The sequence below is a fragment of the Bradyrhizobium sp. UNPA324 genome, assembly GCF_006658635.1.
GTDB lineage: Bacteria > Pseudomonadota > Alphaproteobacteria > Rhizobiales > Xanthobacteraceae > Bradyrhizobium > Bradyrhizobium nanningense.
In genome coordinates, this window is record NZ_LFJD01000004.1 from 356,639 (window position 1) to 373,220 (window position 16,582).

Annotated in this window: 16 protein-coding genes and 1 tRNA gene; 8 read left to right on the forward strand and 9 right to left on the reverse strand. The window is 64.5% G+C overall.

Annotation, left to right across the window (positions count from 1 at the left end; all coding sequences use genetic code 11):
* Positions 1 to 6: 6 nt before the first annotated feature.
* The 5 genes from UNPA324_RS01660 to UNPA324_RS01680 form a co-directional block, all read right to left on the reverse strand.
* Complete coding sequence (locus tag UNPA324_RS01660; RefSeq protein WP_141933144.1) at positions 7 to 603, reverse strand: GDYXXLXY domain-containing protein; 597 nt, start codon at positions 601 to 603, stop codon at positions 7 to 9.
* Entirely contained in the window at positions 600 to 1,871 is a 1,272-nt protein-coding gene (locus UNPA324_RS01665; protein WP_141933146.1) for a DUF2157 domain-containing protein, read from the reverse strand. The genes UNPA324_RS01660 and UNPA324_RS01665 overlap by 4 nt, the downstream gene beginning before the upstream one ends.
* 152 nt (positions 1,872 to 2,023) lie before the next feature.
* Entirely contained in the window at positions 2,024 to 3,004 is a 981-nt protein-coding gene (locus UNPA324_RS01670; RefSeq protein WP_164936174.1) for a Bug family tripartite tricarboxylate transporter substrate binding protein, read from the reverse strand.
* A gap of 72 nt (positions 3,005 to 3,076) precedes the next feature.
* Positions 3,077 to 4,444, reverse strand: a complete 1,368-nt coding sequence (locus tag UNPA324_RS01675; protein ID WP_246667092.1) for an FAD-dependent monooxygenase — start codon at positions 4,442 to 4,444, stop codon at positions 3,077 to 3,079.
* 3 nt (positions 4,445 to 4,447) lie between these two features.
* Positions 4,448 to 4,537 (reverse strand) — tRNA-Ser (locus UNPA324_RS01680).
* Positions 4,538 to 4,670: 133 nt separating this feature from the next.
* Between UNPA324_RS01680 and UNPA324_RS01685 the strand changes: the two genes are divergently transcribed.
* Positions 4,671 to 5,534 carry an alpha/beta fold hydrolase gene (locus tag UNPA324_RS01685; protein WP_141933148.1) on the forward strand — a complete coding sequence of 288 codons (864 nt, stop codon included), beginning with the start codon at positions 4,671 to 4,673 and terminating at the stop codon, positions 5,532 to 5,534.
* A gap of 184 nt (positions 5,535 to 5,718) precedes the next feature.
* Here the strand turns inward: UNPA324_RS01685 and UNPA324_RS01690 are convergent, their stop codons facing one another.
* On the reverse strand, positions 5,719 to 6,849 hold the full coding sequence (locus UNPA324_RS01690; protein WP_128918826.1) for an ROK family protein: 1,131 nt from the start codon (positions 6,847 to 6,849) through the stop codon (positions 5,719 to 5,721).
* A gap of 331 nt (positions 6,850 to 7,180) precedes the next feature.
* On the opposite strand from UNPA324_RS01690, the gene rplU reads away from it, so the two are divergent.
* The 3 genes from rplU (at position 7,181) to UNPA324_RS01705 (ending at position 8,683) form a co-directional block, all read left to right on the forward strand.
* On the forward strand, positions 7,181 to 7,567 hold the full coding sequence (gene rplU, locus UNPA324_RS01695; RefSeq protein ID WP_128918827.1) for a 50S ribosomal protein L21: 387 nt from the start codon (positions 7,181 to 7,183) through the stop codon (positions 7,565 to 7,567).
* A 102-nt stretch (positions 7,568 to 7,669) separates the two neighbouring features.
* Positions 7,670 to 7,939: a 50S ribosomal protein L27 gene (gene rpmA / locus UNPA324_RS01700; protein WP_024338898.1), complete on the forward strand. Its 270-nt coding sequence runs from the start codon at positions 7,670 to 7,672 to the stop codon at positions 7,937 to 7,939.
* A gap of 150 nt (positions 7,940 to 8,089) precedes the next feature.
* Positions 8,090 to 8,683, forward strand: a complete 594-nt coding sequence (locus UNPA324_RS01705; protein ID WP_164936175.1) for a GNAT family N-acetyltransferase — start codon at positions 8,090 to 8,092, stop codon at positions 8,681 to 8,683.
* Between the two features lie 89 nt (positions 8,684 to 8,772).
* Here the strand turns inward: UNPA324_RS01705 and UNPA324_RS01710 are convergent, their stop codons facing one another.
* On the reverse strand, positions 8,773 to 9,687 hold the full coding sequence (locus UNPA324_RS01710; RefSeq protein WP_128918829.1) for a DMT family transporter: 915 nt from the start codon (positions 9,685 to 9,687) through the stop codon (positions 8,773 to 8,775).
* A 262-nt stretch (positions 9,688 to 9,949) separates the two neighbouring features.
* Between UNPA324_RS01710 and UNPA324_RS01715 the strand changes: the two genes are divergently transcribed.
* From UNPA324_RS01715 to UNPA324_RS01725, 3 genes are all read left to right on the forward strand, one after another.
* Entirely contained in the window at positions 9,950 to 10,429 is a 480-nt protein-coding gene (locus UNPA324_RS01715; protein WP_141933149.1) for a MaoC family dehydratase, read from the forward strand.
* A 271-nt stretch (positions 10,430 to 10,700) separates the two neighbouring features.
* Positions 10,701 to 11,741: a GTPase ObgE gene (obgE, locus tag UNPA324_RS01720; protein ID WP_128918831.1), complete on the forward strand. Its 1,041-nt coding sequence runs from the start codon at positions 10,701 to 10,703 to the stop codon at positions 11,739 to 11,741.
* A 204-nt stretch (positions 11,742 to 11,945) separates the two neighbouring features.
* Entirely contained in the window at positions 11,946 to 13,580 is a 1,635-nt protein-coding gene (locus tag UNPA324_RS01725) for an alkaline phosphatase family protein (RefSeq protein ID WP_141933151.1), read from the forward strand.
* Between the two features lie 135 nt (positions 13,581 to 13,715).
* Here the strand turns inward: UNPA324_RS01725 and comJ are convergent, their stop codons facing one another.
* Complete coding sequence (gene comJ / locus UNPA324_RS01730) at positions 13,716 to 14,282, reverse strand: competence protein ComJ (protein WP_141933153.1); 567 nt, start codon at positions 14,280 to 14,282, stop codon at positions 13,716 to 13,718.
* On the reverse strand, positions 14,237 to 15,238 hold the full coding sequence (locus tag UNPA324_RS01735; protein WP_246667093.1) for a Bug family tripartite tricarboxylate transporter substrate binding protein: 1,002 nt from the start codon (positions 15,236 to 15,238) through the stop codon (positions 14,237 to 14,239). Before UNPA324_RS01735 ends, comJ begins: the two co-directional genes overlap by 46 nt.
* Before the next feature lie 191 nt (positions 15,239 to 15,429).
* Between UNPA324_RS01735 and proB the strand changes: the two genes are divergently transcribed.
* Positions 15,430 to 16,551: a glutamate 5-kinase gene (gene proB / locus UNPA324_RS01740; RefSeq protein WP_128918835.1), complete on the forward strand. Its 1,122-nt coding sequence runs from the start codon at positions 15,430 to 15,432 to the stop codon at positions 16,549 to 16,551.
* Positions 16,552 to 16,582 lie beyond the last annotated feature (31 nt).

The following is a 16,582-nucleotide window of genomic DNA, read 5'->3' on the forward strand; positions in this document are numbered from 1 at the left end:
CGTCGGTCAGTATAGCGGCTCCTCGTACACCGGCACACCGTCGAGCAGCAGCCGCTTGATGGCGGCGCGGCCCGAGGGTAGCACGGCGGCGACGATCCGCAGCTTCTGCTGGTTGCGGGCCTGCTCGAGCTTGCCGCCCTCGCCTTCCGGCACGAAATAGCTTTCGAGACCGTACTTGACCGTCAGCCTGTCGCAGAAGGTGCGGACGGTTGATCCGCAGGAAGAGCTGACGCGGCCGCGGATCAGCACCTCGGGCGCCGTCACCGGCAGAGGCTCGGCATGCACCGAGACGGCGGCGTAAAGGCCGTCGGCATTGGGCGCGAGCCTGACGAATACGACCGGATTGCGCGCGTCAGTCGGCTTGCCGGCGAGCGCGCCGGCCGGCACTTGCGAGATGTCGTAGCGCAGTACGACATAGTCGCCGCGCAGGAAATCGCGCGGATCGACCGGCTGCGTCTGCAAGGTCACCTCCGTGCCTTCGCGCAGGATCTGCATGCGGTCGGCGACCATCAGGACCAGCAGCACGCATTGAACAAGGACGGCGACACCGAACAGCACGGCTTTCGGGATGCGCTGCCAGAATGTTGCGATGGACAAGATCATCGTTCTGCCCTCGGCAGCGCGCGATTGAGCGCCGTTGCAAACACGACGGCGACGATGCCGGCCGCCGCCAGGAATGCCGAGCGGCCGAGCAGCGAGCCCTTCACCGCCCAGGTGATGCCGGCGATGACGCCTGCAATGCCGAGCCAGCCGGCGACGATGCGCGGGCGCACGTCATCGAGCACGCCTGAGACGACGAGGCAGAGCATGGCGCACAGCAGCACGGCATAAGCGAGCCAGGGCTCGCCGGCGGTCGAGACCGGCCAGAGCGGCGCGGCGAGCAGCACGAGGGCGATCGCGCAGGCGCTGAGGATGTCGCCCGGGCGCCTGGTGAGCGTGGCGGAGACGAGGGTGAGGATCACCCCGGCGACCCCGCACAGGATCGCCCACAGCGGCTGGCCGGACATTGTGCTGCTCCGAACGCGAAAGATGTCGTCGACCGTGGTCACCTCGAGCGCCGCGACAGCGGCCAGCGCGAACGCGCCGTAGATCGACAGAACGCTGCCAAGTCGCATCGCCCGCGGCGAGGGCATAGCCGCGATCGCGAGCCCGGCGCCGAACAGCAAGGCCGCACCGTTCGCGAGCACGAAGGACGGCTGGGACCCGTCGAACTCGAAGCGAAGCGACGTCGCGATCCACCACGGCAGCACCGCGACCGCGACGAGGTGGGCGGCGACGCGGGAATTCCACGCAAAAGCGAGACCAGCAGCGATCAGCCAGACCGCCACGAACGGAAGATGCAGCACATCAGGCGCGTCGTAAGTCCGCATGCAGGTCCAGATGCTGGCGGCGACGAGGCCGACCGCGAGCGCCCCGCGCGAGGCGGTCAGGAATGCGGCGGCGAACGCGCCGATCGACCACAGCAGCATGCCACCGGCAAAATCCTCGCCGAGATGATACATCTGGCCGACCAGCGCGATGCCCGCCCCGAAGATGATCGCACCGACGCTGGCGCAGAGATCGGCAAGAACATTGCGGCCGCTCGCGGCGAACCAGGCCCCGAGGGCATAGGTAGCGACCATGCCGGCGAGCAGGATCGCGAACCGCGCCAGCCGCGCGATCTCGGTCCAGTGCGCCGCCACGAAGGCGAGGAACGCGGCCGCGATCAGCAAACCGCCGACGATGCCGACGACCACGGCGATGTTGATGCCCGGCGCTAGCTGCGGCAGCGCATTGCGGATGGAAGCGGCCGCCGCCGGCGCAATCACGCCATCGGCCTCCCATCGCGCAAGATCGGCGTTGAGGCGGTCGCGGTAGGACTTTTCGAACATTGTCGTGGATCACCTCGGCCCCGGCCGGCGGGCGGGGCACTGCTAGGTCGGGGCGTGGAGGCGGCAGGTTCAAGCTATCGTCGCCGGCTGCGGGAATACCGAGTTGTCGGTTACTGCGCAACGCCTCAGCCAACCAGGCAATCGGGTGACGTCTAGTTCGCCTTGATACCGGCCTCGCTGATGAGCTTGCGCCATTTCGTGCTTTCGTCCTGAATGAAACGGGCGAACTGTTCGGGTGACATCGGCGCAGGCTCCGCGCCAAGCGTCCTGATCTTCTCGACCACCGACGGGTCCTTCAGCGCTTTCGTGAACGCCTCATTCAACCTGCCGATGACATCTGCAGGCGTGCCTGAGGGAGCAACGAGCCCGAACCAACCGACGGATTCGAAGCCCGCAACGCCACTCTCGGCGAGGGTCGGCACATCGGGCAAGGACGCAAGGCGGCGCGCCGAGGAAACGCCGATCGCGTTGAGCTTGCGCTCCAGGATCAATTGCCGCGATGACGGGATATCCAGCACCGCGAAGGGGACGTGGCCCGCGAGGACGTCGACCGTCGCCGGTGCGGTGCCGCGATAAGGGACCAACTCCATCGTAATCCCGGTCTTCTGCGTGAACAGCGCGGCGGTCAAATGCATCGCAGTCGAGTTGCCGCCATGGCCGATCGAAAGCGTGCCCGGTTTGGCCTTGGCGAGCGCGATCGTTTCGGCCGTATTGTGCGCAGGAATGTCGGCGGACGCGACGAGCACGAAGGGGATTTCCGCGAGCAGGGTAATGGGTGCGAGATCCTTCAGTTCGAACGGCAGCGACGAGTTGAGATGCGGATTCACCGTCAGCGCACCTGCCGGCGCCACGCCGAGCGTATAGCCGTCCGGCTTCGCCTGTGCGACCGCCCCCATGCCGATATTGCCCCCTGCCCCGGCGCGGTTCTCGATCACCAGTCCCTGCTTGAGTTCTGCGGTGACCAGTGGTTCGAGCGCGCGGATGACGGTGTCGGCACTGCCGCCGGGTGGGAAGGTCACGATGATCTTGATCAATTGCTCCGGATAGGCCGCCTCAACCGCCTCCAGCGGCAGCGCGGCGAAAGTCGCGGCCGTCAGCACGGCCAGGATGCGGCGCCTTGCAACGTGAAACACGTTCTCCTCCTCGATGCGTCTTCTTGTGATCACCAGGCCGGCCGCCGCCAGACAGGCGGCTTGATATTCGTATTACGCCGCCGCGCCGGTGAGTTGTGCCAACAAGCCCACCGGATCCTCGGGTGCGACCTGCCCGCGCCAGGCGATGTGCTGGTCGGGCCGGACCAGCACCAGCTTTTCGGCATAAGCCCCGTTCGCCTCGTCCGGCGCAACGTCGACCAGCGCCAGCGGCATACCACGTGTCTCTGCTGCGGAGGTCAGCGGCGCCACATCGATGGCCGAGTCGAACCGCAGCAACGTGTAGCCGACCCCGAAGGCATCGTAGAGCGATCGCCCGTCGCGCAGGAACAGATGTGGGGCGCGAGCGCCCGGCACCGTGGAGGGGGTGAAGCTGCCCATCGCATAGGCCGGAGGCGTCTCGCCGTCATAGACGATGATCGGCGAGGCATCGTAGTAATAGCCGAAGTTCAATCCGGCGCAGCAATATTGCTGCACGTTGAGGTCATAGGCCGCCCTGGCCAGCGCCGCGCGCGCCGCATGGCCACGCGGCGTGTCGTCCTCGATCTCCGCCGAGACGCCGCCGCGCTGCGCCATCATCTTCATCGCGTGGTCCATCGCAAAACGCGACACTTGTTCAGTGATGGGCTGACGCTCCGCCTCGTAAGCATCGAGGATCGATACCGGCGCCCATCCGTTCAGATGCGCCGCCAATTGCCAGCAGAGGTCGACGGCGTCGGCGATGCCCGCATTCATGCCGTAGCCCGCATAGGGCATCCACAAATGCGCGGCGTCGCCACAGATGAAGACCCTGCGGTCGCGGAAGCGATCGGCCACCAGCCGGCGCCCGACCCAGTCCTCCTTGCTGAGCACCCGATATTCAAAGCGCTCGTCAACGCCGAGAATGGCGCGGATGGACCAATCGCGATCGACCGAGTCGAATTCGGGCTCATCGGGCTTCAGGTGATTGTGGATCAGCCAGCGATCGCGACCATCGATCGCAACCGTGGTGCCCGCGCGTCGCGGGTTGAGCGAGAGCACCATCCAGGCTGGCTTGTGCGTGCCCATCAGCTCTTTGAGTTGCGGCGCTTCAATGAAGGTCGATTGCACGCGCTGGATCACGGGCGTGCCGGACAGGTTGGCGCCGATCGATTTGCGAACAAGCGAGCGGCTGCCATCGCAGCCGATCACGAAGCTGGCTTCGATACGAAGCGAATTTCCGCTGTCGAGGTCGCGCGCCAGCGCGACCACATGGTCGTCATCCTGCTCGATGGACACGACTTCCGTGCGCGCCAGAATGGTGATGCGCGACTGCGCGGCGGCATGACTGAACAGGATCGGTTCGAGATAGACCTGGTTGATCCGGTGCGGCGGCTCTGGCGTCGGGGTGAGATTCGCCGGTATCAGGCTGATTCTGAGGAGGTTTCTCGGCGCGGTTTTCAATTATGGCGGAGAGGGAGGGATTCGAACCCCCGATAGGCTTGCACCTATGCCGCATTTCGAGTGCGGTGCATTCAACCACTCTGCCACCTCTCCTGAAGGCGCCATATAGGAGCTGCGGCCCCTGTGGTTGGGGGCGTTAATAGGCGAGGATGGCGGGCCAGACAAGGCGCGAAAGGGGAAAATCCGCTGCCTCTTTCACCCCGCACCTCACCTCGGAGGAACCCCCATGGAGCATCTGACGATCGAGGCCAACGGCGCCAATTTCCACCTGGTCCGCACTGGAGCGGGCAAACCGCTGCTTTTGCTGCATGGTTGGCCGGAATTCTGGCTGACCTGGGAGCCGGTCATGGCACGGCTGGCCGACCGTTTCATGCTGATCGCACCCGATCTGCGCGGCTTCGGCGATAGCGACAAGCCTGACGGGCCTTACGGGCCGGATGGCCATGCCACCGATATGCTGGCGCTGATGGATCGGCTCGGCATCGACCGATTCGGGGTGGTCGGCCACGATGTCGGCGGCGCCGTGATGCAGCCGCTGGCGCGGCAGGCATCGGGGCGGCTGGCCGGATTGTTTTTCTTCGATTTCGTCTATCCCGGGATCGGGCCGCGGATGGGCGCGCCGGACCGGCTCAACCACATCTGGTACCAGTCCTTTCATCAGATGGAGATGGCGCCAGCGCTGGTCGGTGCGAGCCGGGAGAGCTGCCAGCTCTATATCATCCACTTCCTCAAGGGTTGGGCGCATCGGAAAGATGCCTTCGACGACGTGCTCGAGGCGTTCGCCGACAACTTCTTTAGGGACGGCAATCTCGCCGGCGGCTTTGCGCATTATCGTGCCTCGCATGCCGGGCGTCTTGCGATGATGAAGGGCGAAGCGCCGCTGCTGCCGCCGATCAGCGTGCCGGCCTGCGTCCGCTGGGCCGAGCACGATCCGCTGTTTCCCTATGCGTGGACCGACCGGCTGGGGGAGACTTTCAGCGAGCTCGATCTTGCGATGTTTCCGGATGTCGGCCACTTCCCGCATCGGGAAGATCCGGATCACGCGGCGATGGAGATCGCAGCGTTCTTTCAGCGCATCGGCTGGAGTTGAGGTCGACCGATCCGAAAACGGGGTGGGACCGCCAGACGCGGTAAACACTGGCGGTCCCGGTGCCGCTCATTGAAATACTGGCTGGGAAGGGCGGCTTCGCCGGCCAGCTGGAAGCGACGATTCGACCCTAGCGTGCGGCGGGCGCGCCGCAACGCAATCCGGTCCTTAACCTAACCGGTCAAGGTTACTCCTTGTCCGACTTGCTCTTTTTCTTCCCATTCTCCGTGGAATCCCGGTCTTTGTCCTTGCCGTTGTCCTTGCGGCGGTTGGTGAAGCGGGCATTGCCGAGCCCGGTGCCGATCGTGAGCACGCCCCAGCGCTCGACGTCCTGCATGAACGGCACTTCGGAGAGGCCCTGCACCACGCCGTCATTGTGCATCAGGACCGCCGTGTCGTGCTCGCCGATGACAGGGATGGCCTCGACCAGGCTCGCCGGCAGGTTGAACTTGCTGCTCTCCCAATTGCCGGGGAGGTTCTGCGCGCCCTTTTCGATGGAGCCGTCCGCGTTGATCACGCCGGGACAGGCGATGCCGATGAAGGGTGCGAGCTTGAAGCCTTCGGCCTCGGCGTCCTCGATCAGGCCTTGAAGCATCTTGACCAGCCGCTTGACCGCAGCCTCGCGGCTCGGCTCGTCATCAGCGTGGCGCCACAGATCGGATTTGAAGACGACCGCCTTGGACAGATCGGGCGCCTTCTTCCAGCGCGTCTCGACGATGCCGCAGCGGATGTTGGTTCCGCCGATGTCGACCGCCAGGATGCTGTCATAGGCCTCGAAAATCCAGGACGGCGCAAGGTGCAGGGCCCCGATCAAGCCGGCATCATCCGGATCGAAGCGGATCGGCACCAGGTCGACCTTGAAGCCTTCCGATTTCAGGATGATCTCGGCCCGGGCAATGGCAATTTCGCCGAGCCGGCTGGCACGAAAGCCGCCGCCGACCACGATGCATTCGGTCTTGGCCCAGGCCTTGGTCTTGAGAAACCGCCGCGTGACGTAAGCCAGCTCCTGCGCGAAATCCTCGATCGCACTGTGCACGACGGCGGTGGCCTCGGTATCGTCGCCGATCAGAACGGCATCGAGGGCCTTCTTGCTGATCTTGTCGGACGGCTCGTCGCCAAAGGGATCCTCGCCGGACTTGCGCAGCGGCTTGCGCCACTCTTCGAGGATCTCGCGAAACGCCCCCTTGCTGGCGCGGTCGCCGAGAAAGCCGTCGTCGTCCTTGATCTCGATGTTGAAACTGTCGACGTCGACCGACGGCAGCCGGCCTGCCCCGTGCTGGGCGATGCCCGTCGTCTTGACCAGTTCGTCCGTTGCCATGAGAGCCCTTGCCCGCGTGTCTGATTTGCGAGGACACAACGGGGAGGGAACCCGTTGGTTGCAAACCGGCCGCAGATTCGGCCGACGCGCCGGGATGGGCCCAAATCCTTCAAATCCGGGCGCTTTTCGGCAGTTTTCCTTGACTCCCAGCGCGCGGCGGCTATAAGTCCCACAGCCGGCGCGGGGCGTTTCTCGCGCCGCTTGTTTTTGCGTGGGTTTTCAAAGGGATAAGCCCCGCCCGCACAAAACTCGCATGAACCCTTAGCGACTGACAAAAAGCCGGCCCCTGACAATCCGTCGTGAGGCCGGGATTGAACACGGAGAAAGAACGATGTTCGCAGTCATCAAAACCGGCGGCAAGCAATACCGCGTCGTGCCGGATGATGTTCTCGAAGTAGGCAAGATCGAAGGCGAAGTCGGCTCGATCGTGCAGTTGAATGAAGTTCTGGTGGTCGGCGGCGACACGCCGGTGCTGGGCGTTCCGACGGTCGCAGGCGCGTCCGTTGCGGTCGAGGTGCTCGACCACAAGCGCGGCCCCAAGGTCATCGCGTTCAAGAAGCGCCGCCGCAAGAACTCGCGCCGCAAGCGCGGCTATCGCGACGAGATCACGGTTCTGCGCGTCAGCGAGATCCTGACGGACAACGCCAAGCCCACCAAGGGCCCGCGTCCGAAGAAGGAAAAGGTGGCGAAAGAGCCGGCAGCGGAAGCCGCCGAATAACTGGAATTGATCACGCCAATTCACGAATTGATGCGTGAGAAATTTTGAAATGATTCCGTCAAGGAATTGACCTAGAACTACGCAGGATTTCGGAGACGAGCCATGGCTCACAAAAAAGCAGGCGGTTCATCGCGTAACGGACGCGATTCCAAGGGCAAGCGCCTCGGTATCAAGGCGTTCGGCGGGGAGGTCGTCACTCCCGGCAACATCATTGCGCGTCAGCGCGGCACCACCTGGCACCCCGGCCTTAATGTCGGCATGGGCACGGACCATACTCTGTTCGCCAAGATCGAGGGTCGTGTTGCGTTCCAGGCCAAAGCCAACGGCCGCACCTTCGTATCGGTACTCCCGATCGCAGAGGCTGCTGAATAGACGGTGGATCAAATTGGAGTCCGCCGGTCCCGACTGAACCGGCGGAGTCCAGATCATAGCGATCGAAGGCTCCAAGGGGAGGCGGGAAACCGGCCTCCCCTTTTCTTTTGACTTGCTCACTTTGACTTAGTGACTTTCACGGAGCCGGACATGTTGCAGGATTTCTCGAGCGTGACCTTGGCTGAGGCGAGACCCAGCGTCGTCGCCACCGAACGGCTGACGTTGCGGCGGCCGACGCTTGCCGACGTCAGGACCATCGCCCGGCTCGCCAACGACCGCCGCGTCGCGGAAAACACCCGCCGGCTGCCGCATCCCTATTCGCAGGACGACGCCGTCGCATTCATCCGCGCCACCGCCGCGCTCGGCAGCGAGACCGTGTTCCTGATCGAGCACGATACCGGGCCGGTCGGCATGGTCGGCATCGACTGCTCCACGCCTGGCAATGCCGAGCTCGGCTACTGGCTCGGCGTCGAGCATTGGGGCCGGGGCTTTGCCACCGAGGCGGCACGCGGCGCGATCGACTTCTTCTTCGAGGAGTTCGAGGACGATCATCTCTATGCCGGCGCGCGCGTCACCAATCCGGCCTCGCGCAAGGTGCTGGAGAAGTGCGGCTTCCAGTGGAGCGGCGTCCAGCTGCACCGATTTTTGGCGCTGGGCTCGTCGACGCCGGTCGACTGCTTCCGCCTGTCGCGCGGCGTGTGGGCCTCGCTGAAGAGCTGGAGCAGCGCGAGGCGGATGAGGTAGGGGCGCACCACATACGCGACTGTCGTCCCGGATCGGCGCGCGCTTCAGGCGCGCTTGTCCGGGACGACAGCGGAGTTGTTCGGCTGCGTTCAAGCCGGCGGATTCACCTCGGCGCTGTCGCGGCCGAGATCACGCTCGCGCAAGTAAATGTAGAATCCGGCGCCGATGATGATGGCGGCGCCGATGAGCGTGGCGATCGACGGCACGTCGCCGAACACGACGAAGCCGAAGATCACCGCCCAGACGATCATCGAATATTGGTAAGGCACCACGACGCTGGCCGGTGCAAGCTTGAGCGAGCGGTTGACGCAGAACAGCGCGGTGACCGAAATTACGCCGGCCAGCGCGAAGAACACGAGGCTGCCAGCGGTCGGCGGCACCCAGTGAAACGCCGACAGCACCGCGCCCAGCGAGAACGTGCCGACGAACTGCGAGGACGCCATCACGATGTCGGGCGTCTTGCGCAGGCTGCGCGTGATCAGCATCAGGGTCGCGAATGACAGGCTGCCGCCGAGCGCGATCAGCGCCGGCAGGCTGACGGTCTGCGCCGACGGCCGCAGCGCGATCAAGACGCCGCAGAAGCCGATCAGGATCGCGGTCCAGCGGCGCCAGCCGACCTTCTCGCCCAGGAAGATCGCCGACATCGCGGTGACGAAGATCGGGCCGGCGAGATAATAGGTGATGACGTCGGCGAGCGGCAGATAGACCGTCGCAAGGAAGAAGGCGGCGACCTCGAGCGTCGAGAGCACCACGCGGAACAGCTGCAGGCCCGGCCGCTCCAGATGCAGGAACTGGTGACGCTGCTTCCAGATCAGCGGCGACAGCAACAGCAGCGCGGCGCAGGCGCGCAGGAACAACAGCTGCCCCACCGAATAAGTCCCGACCAGGAACTTGCCCATGGCATCGCCGAACGAGAACATGAAGATCGACAGCACCATGAGTGCAATGCCGGCGAGGCGCGCCGAGCGATCATCATAGGCGGAGAGGTTCTTGAAGAGGGGCATTGCTGTCGCGTGTGGGAGCCGTCATTGCGAGGAGCTCTTGCGACGAAGCAATCCAGTCTGCTTCCGCAGAGACAGACTGGATTGCTTCGCTTCGCTCGCAATGACGAGCGGAGAGAGCGCGGAAATCCGGCGAATAGAGTCGCTTGCGGTCGTTTTAATGACGTGAGCCGCCGCGACAAGCCCGCGCAAGCCGAATTGACCGGATTGTCGCACCGTTAGCATCGCGGTAGCGATAAGCCGATCACGAGCAGAGAGCACTGACATGACCGATTTCGACCCGACCCGGCATCGCATGATCCCCACGCAACGCTGGTTTGAGGATTTCGTCGTCGGCGAACGCTTCGTGCTGCCGAGCCGCACCCAGACCTCGGCCATCTTCGCGGCGTTCCAGACCGCGAGCGGCGACACCCATCCCGTGCACTACGACGTGGAATATTGCCGCAGCCGCGGCATGCCGCATCTGCTCGCCCACGGTTTCCAGACCCTGATCCACACCGCGCCCGGCGCCGGCCTGTTTCCGTTCATGGTCGAGGAGTCCCTGGTCGGTTTCCTCGAGCAGTCGAGCCGGTTTCTCAAACCGGTGTTCGCCGACGACACGATCTATCCGGCGCTCGAGGTCACCGAGCTGGTGCCGGGACGCACGACCGGCGCGGTGAAGCTACGCAGCACTGTATTCAACCAGCGCAAGGAGCTGGTGCTGGAGGGAATGCAAAAATTCCTGGTCCGGAAGCGACCCATCTGACGTCATCCCCGTGAACGCGGGGATCCATAACTACAGGCCCACGTCGTTTCACCGAATAGCATTGACCAGTCTTCGCCAAACCGCTCCCTGTGGCTATCGCGACGAGCGCGAGCGCTCGCGCGGGGGTCCCGGATCTGCGCTTCGCTTGTCCGGGACGACGAGCAGGAATGGCCGCCGGCTGGTTAAGCAAGGGTCGCAATTCGCGGAATTTCGGCCGATTTGCGGGTCTATCCGGGTTGCCGCGCGGGACTGGCTGGCCTACCTATGGCCCATGAAATTCCTCGACGAAGCAAAGGTCTACATCCGCTCCGGTGACGGCGGAAACGGCTGCGTGGCGTTCCGCCGCGAGAAGTTCATCGAATTCGGCGGCCCCTCCGGCGGCAATGGCGGCCGCGGCGGCAACGTCATCATCGAGGTCGCCGACGGCCTCAACACGCTGATCGACTACCGCTACCAGCAGCACTTCAAGGCCCAGAAGGGCGAGAACGGCTCGGGCTCGGACCGTCACGGCGCCAACGGCAAGAACATCGTGCTCAAGGTGCCGATGGGCACGCAAATCTTCGACGAGGACCGCGAGACGCTGATCCACGACTTCACCAAGGTCGGCGAGAAGTTCGTGCTGGCCGAGGGCGGCAACGGCGGCTTCGGCAATGCGCATTTCAAGTCGTCGACCAACCGCGCGCCGCGCAACGCCAATCCCGGCCAGCCGGGCGAGGAACGCTGGATCTGGCTCCGTCTGAAGCTGATCGCCGATGCCGGTCTCGTCGGCCTGCCCAATGCCGGCAAGTCGACCTTCCTTTCCAAGGTCAGCGCGGCAAAGCCGAAGATCGCCGACTATCCCTTCACCACGCTGCATCCGCAGCTCGGCGTCGTGAACGCCGACGGCCGCGAATTCGTGCTGGCCGACATTCCCGGCCTGATCGAGGGCGCGCACGAAGGCGCCGGCCTCGGCGACCGCTTCCTCGGCCATGTCGAGCGCTGCCGCGTGCTGCTGCACCTGATCGATGCCACCTGCGAGCATGCCGGCAAGGCCTACAAGACGGTGCGCAAGGAGCTCGACGCCTATGCCGGCCAGCTCACCGACAAGATCGAGATCGTGGCACTGAACAAGATCGACGCGGTCGAGCCGGACGAGCTCAAGAAGCAGAAGGACCGGCTGAAGCGCGCCGCCAAGAAGACGCCGCTGCTGCTCTCCGGCGCCACCGGCCAGGGCGTGAAGGAAGCCTTGCGCGCGCTCGCGGATGTGATCGGCGAAAGCCCGGTGTCAGCCAAGGCCAAGAGCGCGGCCGAAGCGGAGCCGTGGTCGGCGTGATTCGGACAGTGTGAGATCGCAGCCCCGATCTGACACCTCTCCCCATGGGGAGAGGTCGGCGCGTAGCGCCGGGTGAGGGGCTCTGCCTCTTGTGGCACCCCCCACCCGATTTGCTGCGCAAATCAACCTCTCCCTTCGGGAGAGGTTGTCATCGCGGCTCCTATATCGCAGCATCGAACGACGAATGTGCGGAAAGGGCAAAGCATGGCGCGCGCGAAGAACGTTCTCTGGATCATGTGTGACCAGCTTCGCTATGACTATCTCGGCTGCACCGGCCATCCCACGCTAAAGACGCCGAACATCAACGCCATGGCCAAGCGCGGCGTACTGTTCAGCAAGGCCTATGTGCAATCGCCGATCTGCGGCCCGTCGCGGATGTCGTTCTACACCGGTCGCTACATGCGCTCGCATGGCTCGCACTGGAACGGCTGGCCGCTGCGTGTCGGCGAGCCCACGCTCGGCGACCACCTGAAGAAGATCGGCGTGCGCAACGTGCTGGTCGGCAAGACCCACATGGCGCCCGACCTCGAAGGCATGAAGGCGCTCGGCATCCCGCCGGAATCAATGATCGGCGTGCATGTCGCCGAATGCGGTTTTGAACCCTATGAACGTGATGACGGCCTGCATCCGACCGGTCGGCCGCGTCCCAAATATGACGAGTACCTGCGCCAGCAAGGTTTCGAGGCCACCAATCCCTGGGAGCATTGGGCCAACTCAGGCGCGTCGGAAGACGGCAGCTTGCAGAACGGCTGGCTGCTGGTGCACGCCGACAAGGCCGCGCGCGTGCCCGACGAGCATTCCGAGACGCCCTACATGACGCGCCGCGCGATGGACTTCATCCGCGAGGCCGAGACCGACGGCCGGCCGTGGTGCCTGCACCTCTCCTACATCAAGCCGCACTGGCCCTATATCGCGCCAGAGCCCTATGCCAGCATGTATTCGACCGACGACATGATCCCGGCGATCCGCTCGATGCGCGAGCGGCAGAATCCGCATCCGGTGTTCGGCGCCTACATGGATATGCGCTACTCCCGCAACATGGCACGCGACGATGCCCGCGAGAAGGTGATCCCGACCTATATGGGCCTGATCACCCAGATCGACGACCAGATGGGCGTGCTGATGAAGTTTCTGGAGGAGCGCGATCTCCTGGACACCACCATGATCGTGTTCACCTCCGATCACGGCGATTATCTCGGCGATCACTGGATGGGCGAGAAGGATCTGTTCCACGAACAATCGGCGAAGATTCCCTTGATCATCATCGATCCCTCGCAGGAAGCCGACGCCACGCGCGGCACGCGCAGCGATGCGCTGGTGGAAGGCATCGACCTTGCGCCGACATTCGTCGATTATTTCGGCGGCAAGGTGCCGAGCCACATTCTCGAAGGGCGTTCGCTGCTGTCGCTGCTGCGCGGCCCCACGCCGAGCGATTGGCGCAAGGTGGCGTTCTCCGAATACGACTACGCCATGCAGGACGTGCGGCTGAAGCTGAACCAGCCGATCGAACGCTGTCGCCTGTTCATGGTGTTCGATGGCCGCTGGAAATACATCCACGCCTCCGGCTTCCGCCCGATGCTGTACGACCTCGAAACCGATCCGGAAGAGTATTTGGACCGCGGCGACGATCCTGAATGTGCCGGCATCATCGCGCGGCTGCAGGCCGAGCTGTTCGACTGGGCCCTGCATCCGAACGACCACATCACCACGCCGCGCGAAAAGATCGCGGCCTATGCGGACAATCAGCTGCAGGTGAAAGGCGGGGTCTTGATCGGCATCTGGGATGAGGCAGAGCTCGCGGCGATCAAGGACGGCATCGCGCAGCGCGCGAAGATGTGAAGACCCTCATGGTGAGGAGGCGTGCAAGCGCCGTCTCGAACCATGCAGGCCCCGCTGCGACAGCCGGGCCTTTCATCCTTCGAGACGCGCGCAAAAGCGCGCTCCTCAGGATGAGGGGATAGAGCGCGCGGCTAGCTAGCGATCAACCACGCGCCCTTCAAATTCAGGCTTACCTGGCACCAGAAAGAGCCGATGCCATTCAATGTCCCTTCGCTCGGCAATTTCGGCATCCGAGAGTTTCCCGGTTTCACCCAGGCTCGACTGATCGATCCCGAGATTTTGCGCCGCCGCGTAGACGGCATAGTCGCCCCGCTCGATATCCGCAGAAATTGGCGGATCGCTATCGATCACCGACATGACGTGGATCCGCCCGCTTCCGGAATGGAAATGCACGCAGGTGATCCGCTGCCATTCATCCGATGAAGGGGGCCGGTCGCACGACACCAGCTCAACCCAGTGGTCGTTGAGATCAGCTTCCGTGCCAATCATCCGAAACGCCGGCACGCCAGCAAAACCTCGTTTTGTTTTCTCCGCGTCCCAGTTCTGCTCGTCATCGAGGGGCGTGAATGGATCGTCGCACACGACGATCTGATAATTGCTCGCAAATACGCGCGCTGCGCCGAGTAACCGCTGTGTCATGAGCCCGCAAACCAGATTCAATTCTCGATCTTGTAGCCCGTCGCCTTCACGATCGGCTGCCACAGCGCGATGTTCGCGGCGAGCTCCTTCGTCAATCCTTCCGGGGTGGATCCGACCGGAATCAGCCCGATCGCCGTCAGCTTCTCCTTCACCTCGGGCTTGGCGAGCGCCGCGCTCGCGGCGGCGCCCAGCTTGCTCGCAAACTCCGGCGGGCTGCCGGCGGGAAGCCACATGCCGTACCAGGCGTCGGCAACGAGATCGATGCTGCTCTCCTTCAACGTGGGAACCTCGGGCGCGAAGGGCGAGCGTTCCGCACTCGACACCGCAATGATCTTCACGCCCTTGGCGCGGTGCTGCGGCAGCGCATCCGCCAACGTGGTGATCCCAAAAGAAATGTGGCCTCCGACGAGATCATTGAGGATCGGCGCGCTGCCGCGATAGGGCACGCGGGTCAGGGGAATGCCGAGATCCTTTTCGAGCTTGGAGCCCATGAAGTGCGGAATGGTGCCATTACTGGGCACGCCGAACGACGTCCTGTCCGGATGCGCCTTCAGCCATGTCACAAAGCTCTTGAAATCGGTGGCCTCGACCGCCGGATTGATCACCAGCGCGAATTCGAACCGCGCCAGCAGCGACACCGGCACGAAATCCTTGGCGGTGTCGAAGCTCGGCGTCGTCTCGACCATCGGCAGCAGGTACATGGTGGGGCCCGTCGTCACCAGCACCATGCTGCCGTCGGGGCTCGCGCCCTTCACCGCCTTGATGCCGATCAGGCCGTCGCCGCCGGTGCGGTTCTCGACCACGATGGTCCGCTGCAGCACCGGCGCCATCTCCTGCGCGATCAGCCGGCACAGCGTGTCGCCGCCCGCGCCGGCCGCGAATGGGAAGATGATTTTTGTCAGCCCGGCCTGCGCTTGCGCCCCGCCCGTTTGCGCCAGCAGCGGCAGGCCGAGATATCCCCCAAGAGATCCTCCAAGAGATCCTCCGAGACATCCGGCCATGAATGTGCGGCGATCCATGCGTTTCCCCTTTGACCCCATTTTGGTTGGCATCAGTTAGGACCAGAGACGCGTCGCGGACAAGGCCGACATTTGCCGTTTACCATCCTGGCCGCCTTGCGCCGGCCATCGTCCTGCTGCAAAAGCGGGCCTATCGGCGCCGCTCTCTCGCTCCGCCGTTTCCAACGCAGAGCAGATCGTCCAGGCGCATCATGGCCAGCCCCGAACTCAGTCAATTCCGCCGCATCGTGGTCAAGGTCGGCTCAGCGCTGCTGGTCGATTCCGACAAGGGCGAGGTGCGGGCGTCCTGGCTGGCCGCGCTCGCCGATGACATGGCCAGGCTGCACAAGGACGGGCGCGACGTCCTCGTCGTCTCCTCCGGCTCGATCGCGCTTGGCCGCAGCCGGCTCAAATTGCCGCGCGGTCCGCTGAAGCTGGAAGAAAGCCAGGCCGCCGCCGCCGTCGGCCAGATCGCGCTGGCGCGGATCTGGTCGGAGGTGCTTGGGGCCCACGGCATCGGCGCCGGCCAGATCCTGGTGACGCTGCAGGACACCGAGGAGCGCCGTCGCTATCTCAACGCGCGCTCCACCATCGGCAAGCTCTTGGAATGGCGCGCGATCCCCGTGATCAACGAGAACGACACTGTGGCGACCAACGAGATCCGCTACGGCGACAACGACCGCCTTGCCGCGCGCGTCGCCACCATGGCGAGCGCCGACTTGCTGGTGCTGCTGTCCGACATCGACGGCCTCTACGACGCCCCGCCGAAGAACAATCCGAACGCAAGACTGATTCCGGTGGTCGAGAGCATCTCCTCGGAGATCGAGGCGGTGGCTGGAGACGCCGAGTCCGAGCTGTCGCGCGGCGGCATGCGCACCAAGGTCGAAGCGGCCAAGATCGCCACCACCGGCGGCACGCATATGCTGATTGCCTCCGGTAAGATCGAGCACCCCCTGCAGGCGATCGCCGATGGCGGCCGCTGCACCTGGTTCCTGACGCCGGCCAACCCCATCACCTCGCGCAAGCGCTGGATCGCGGGCACGCTGGAGCCGAAGGGCACGCTGACGATCGATGCCGGCGCGGTGACGGCGCTGCGTGCCGGCGCCAGCTTGCTGCCGGCCGGCGTGATCAAGGTCGAGGGCCAGTTCGCCCGCGGCGATGCCGTGATCGTGCGCGGCCCTGATACCAGCGAGGTCGGCCGCGGCCTGATCGCCTATGACGCCGATGAGGCCGAGCGGATCAGGGGCCGCTCGTCCCCTGATGTGATGACCATCCTCGGCATCAGCGGCCGCGCGGAGATGATCCATCGCGACGATCTGGTTGTGGGCGGGTAGCACGAAGCCGGCCTGCAACCGTCATGCCCGG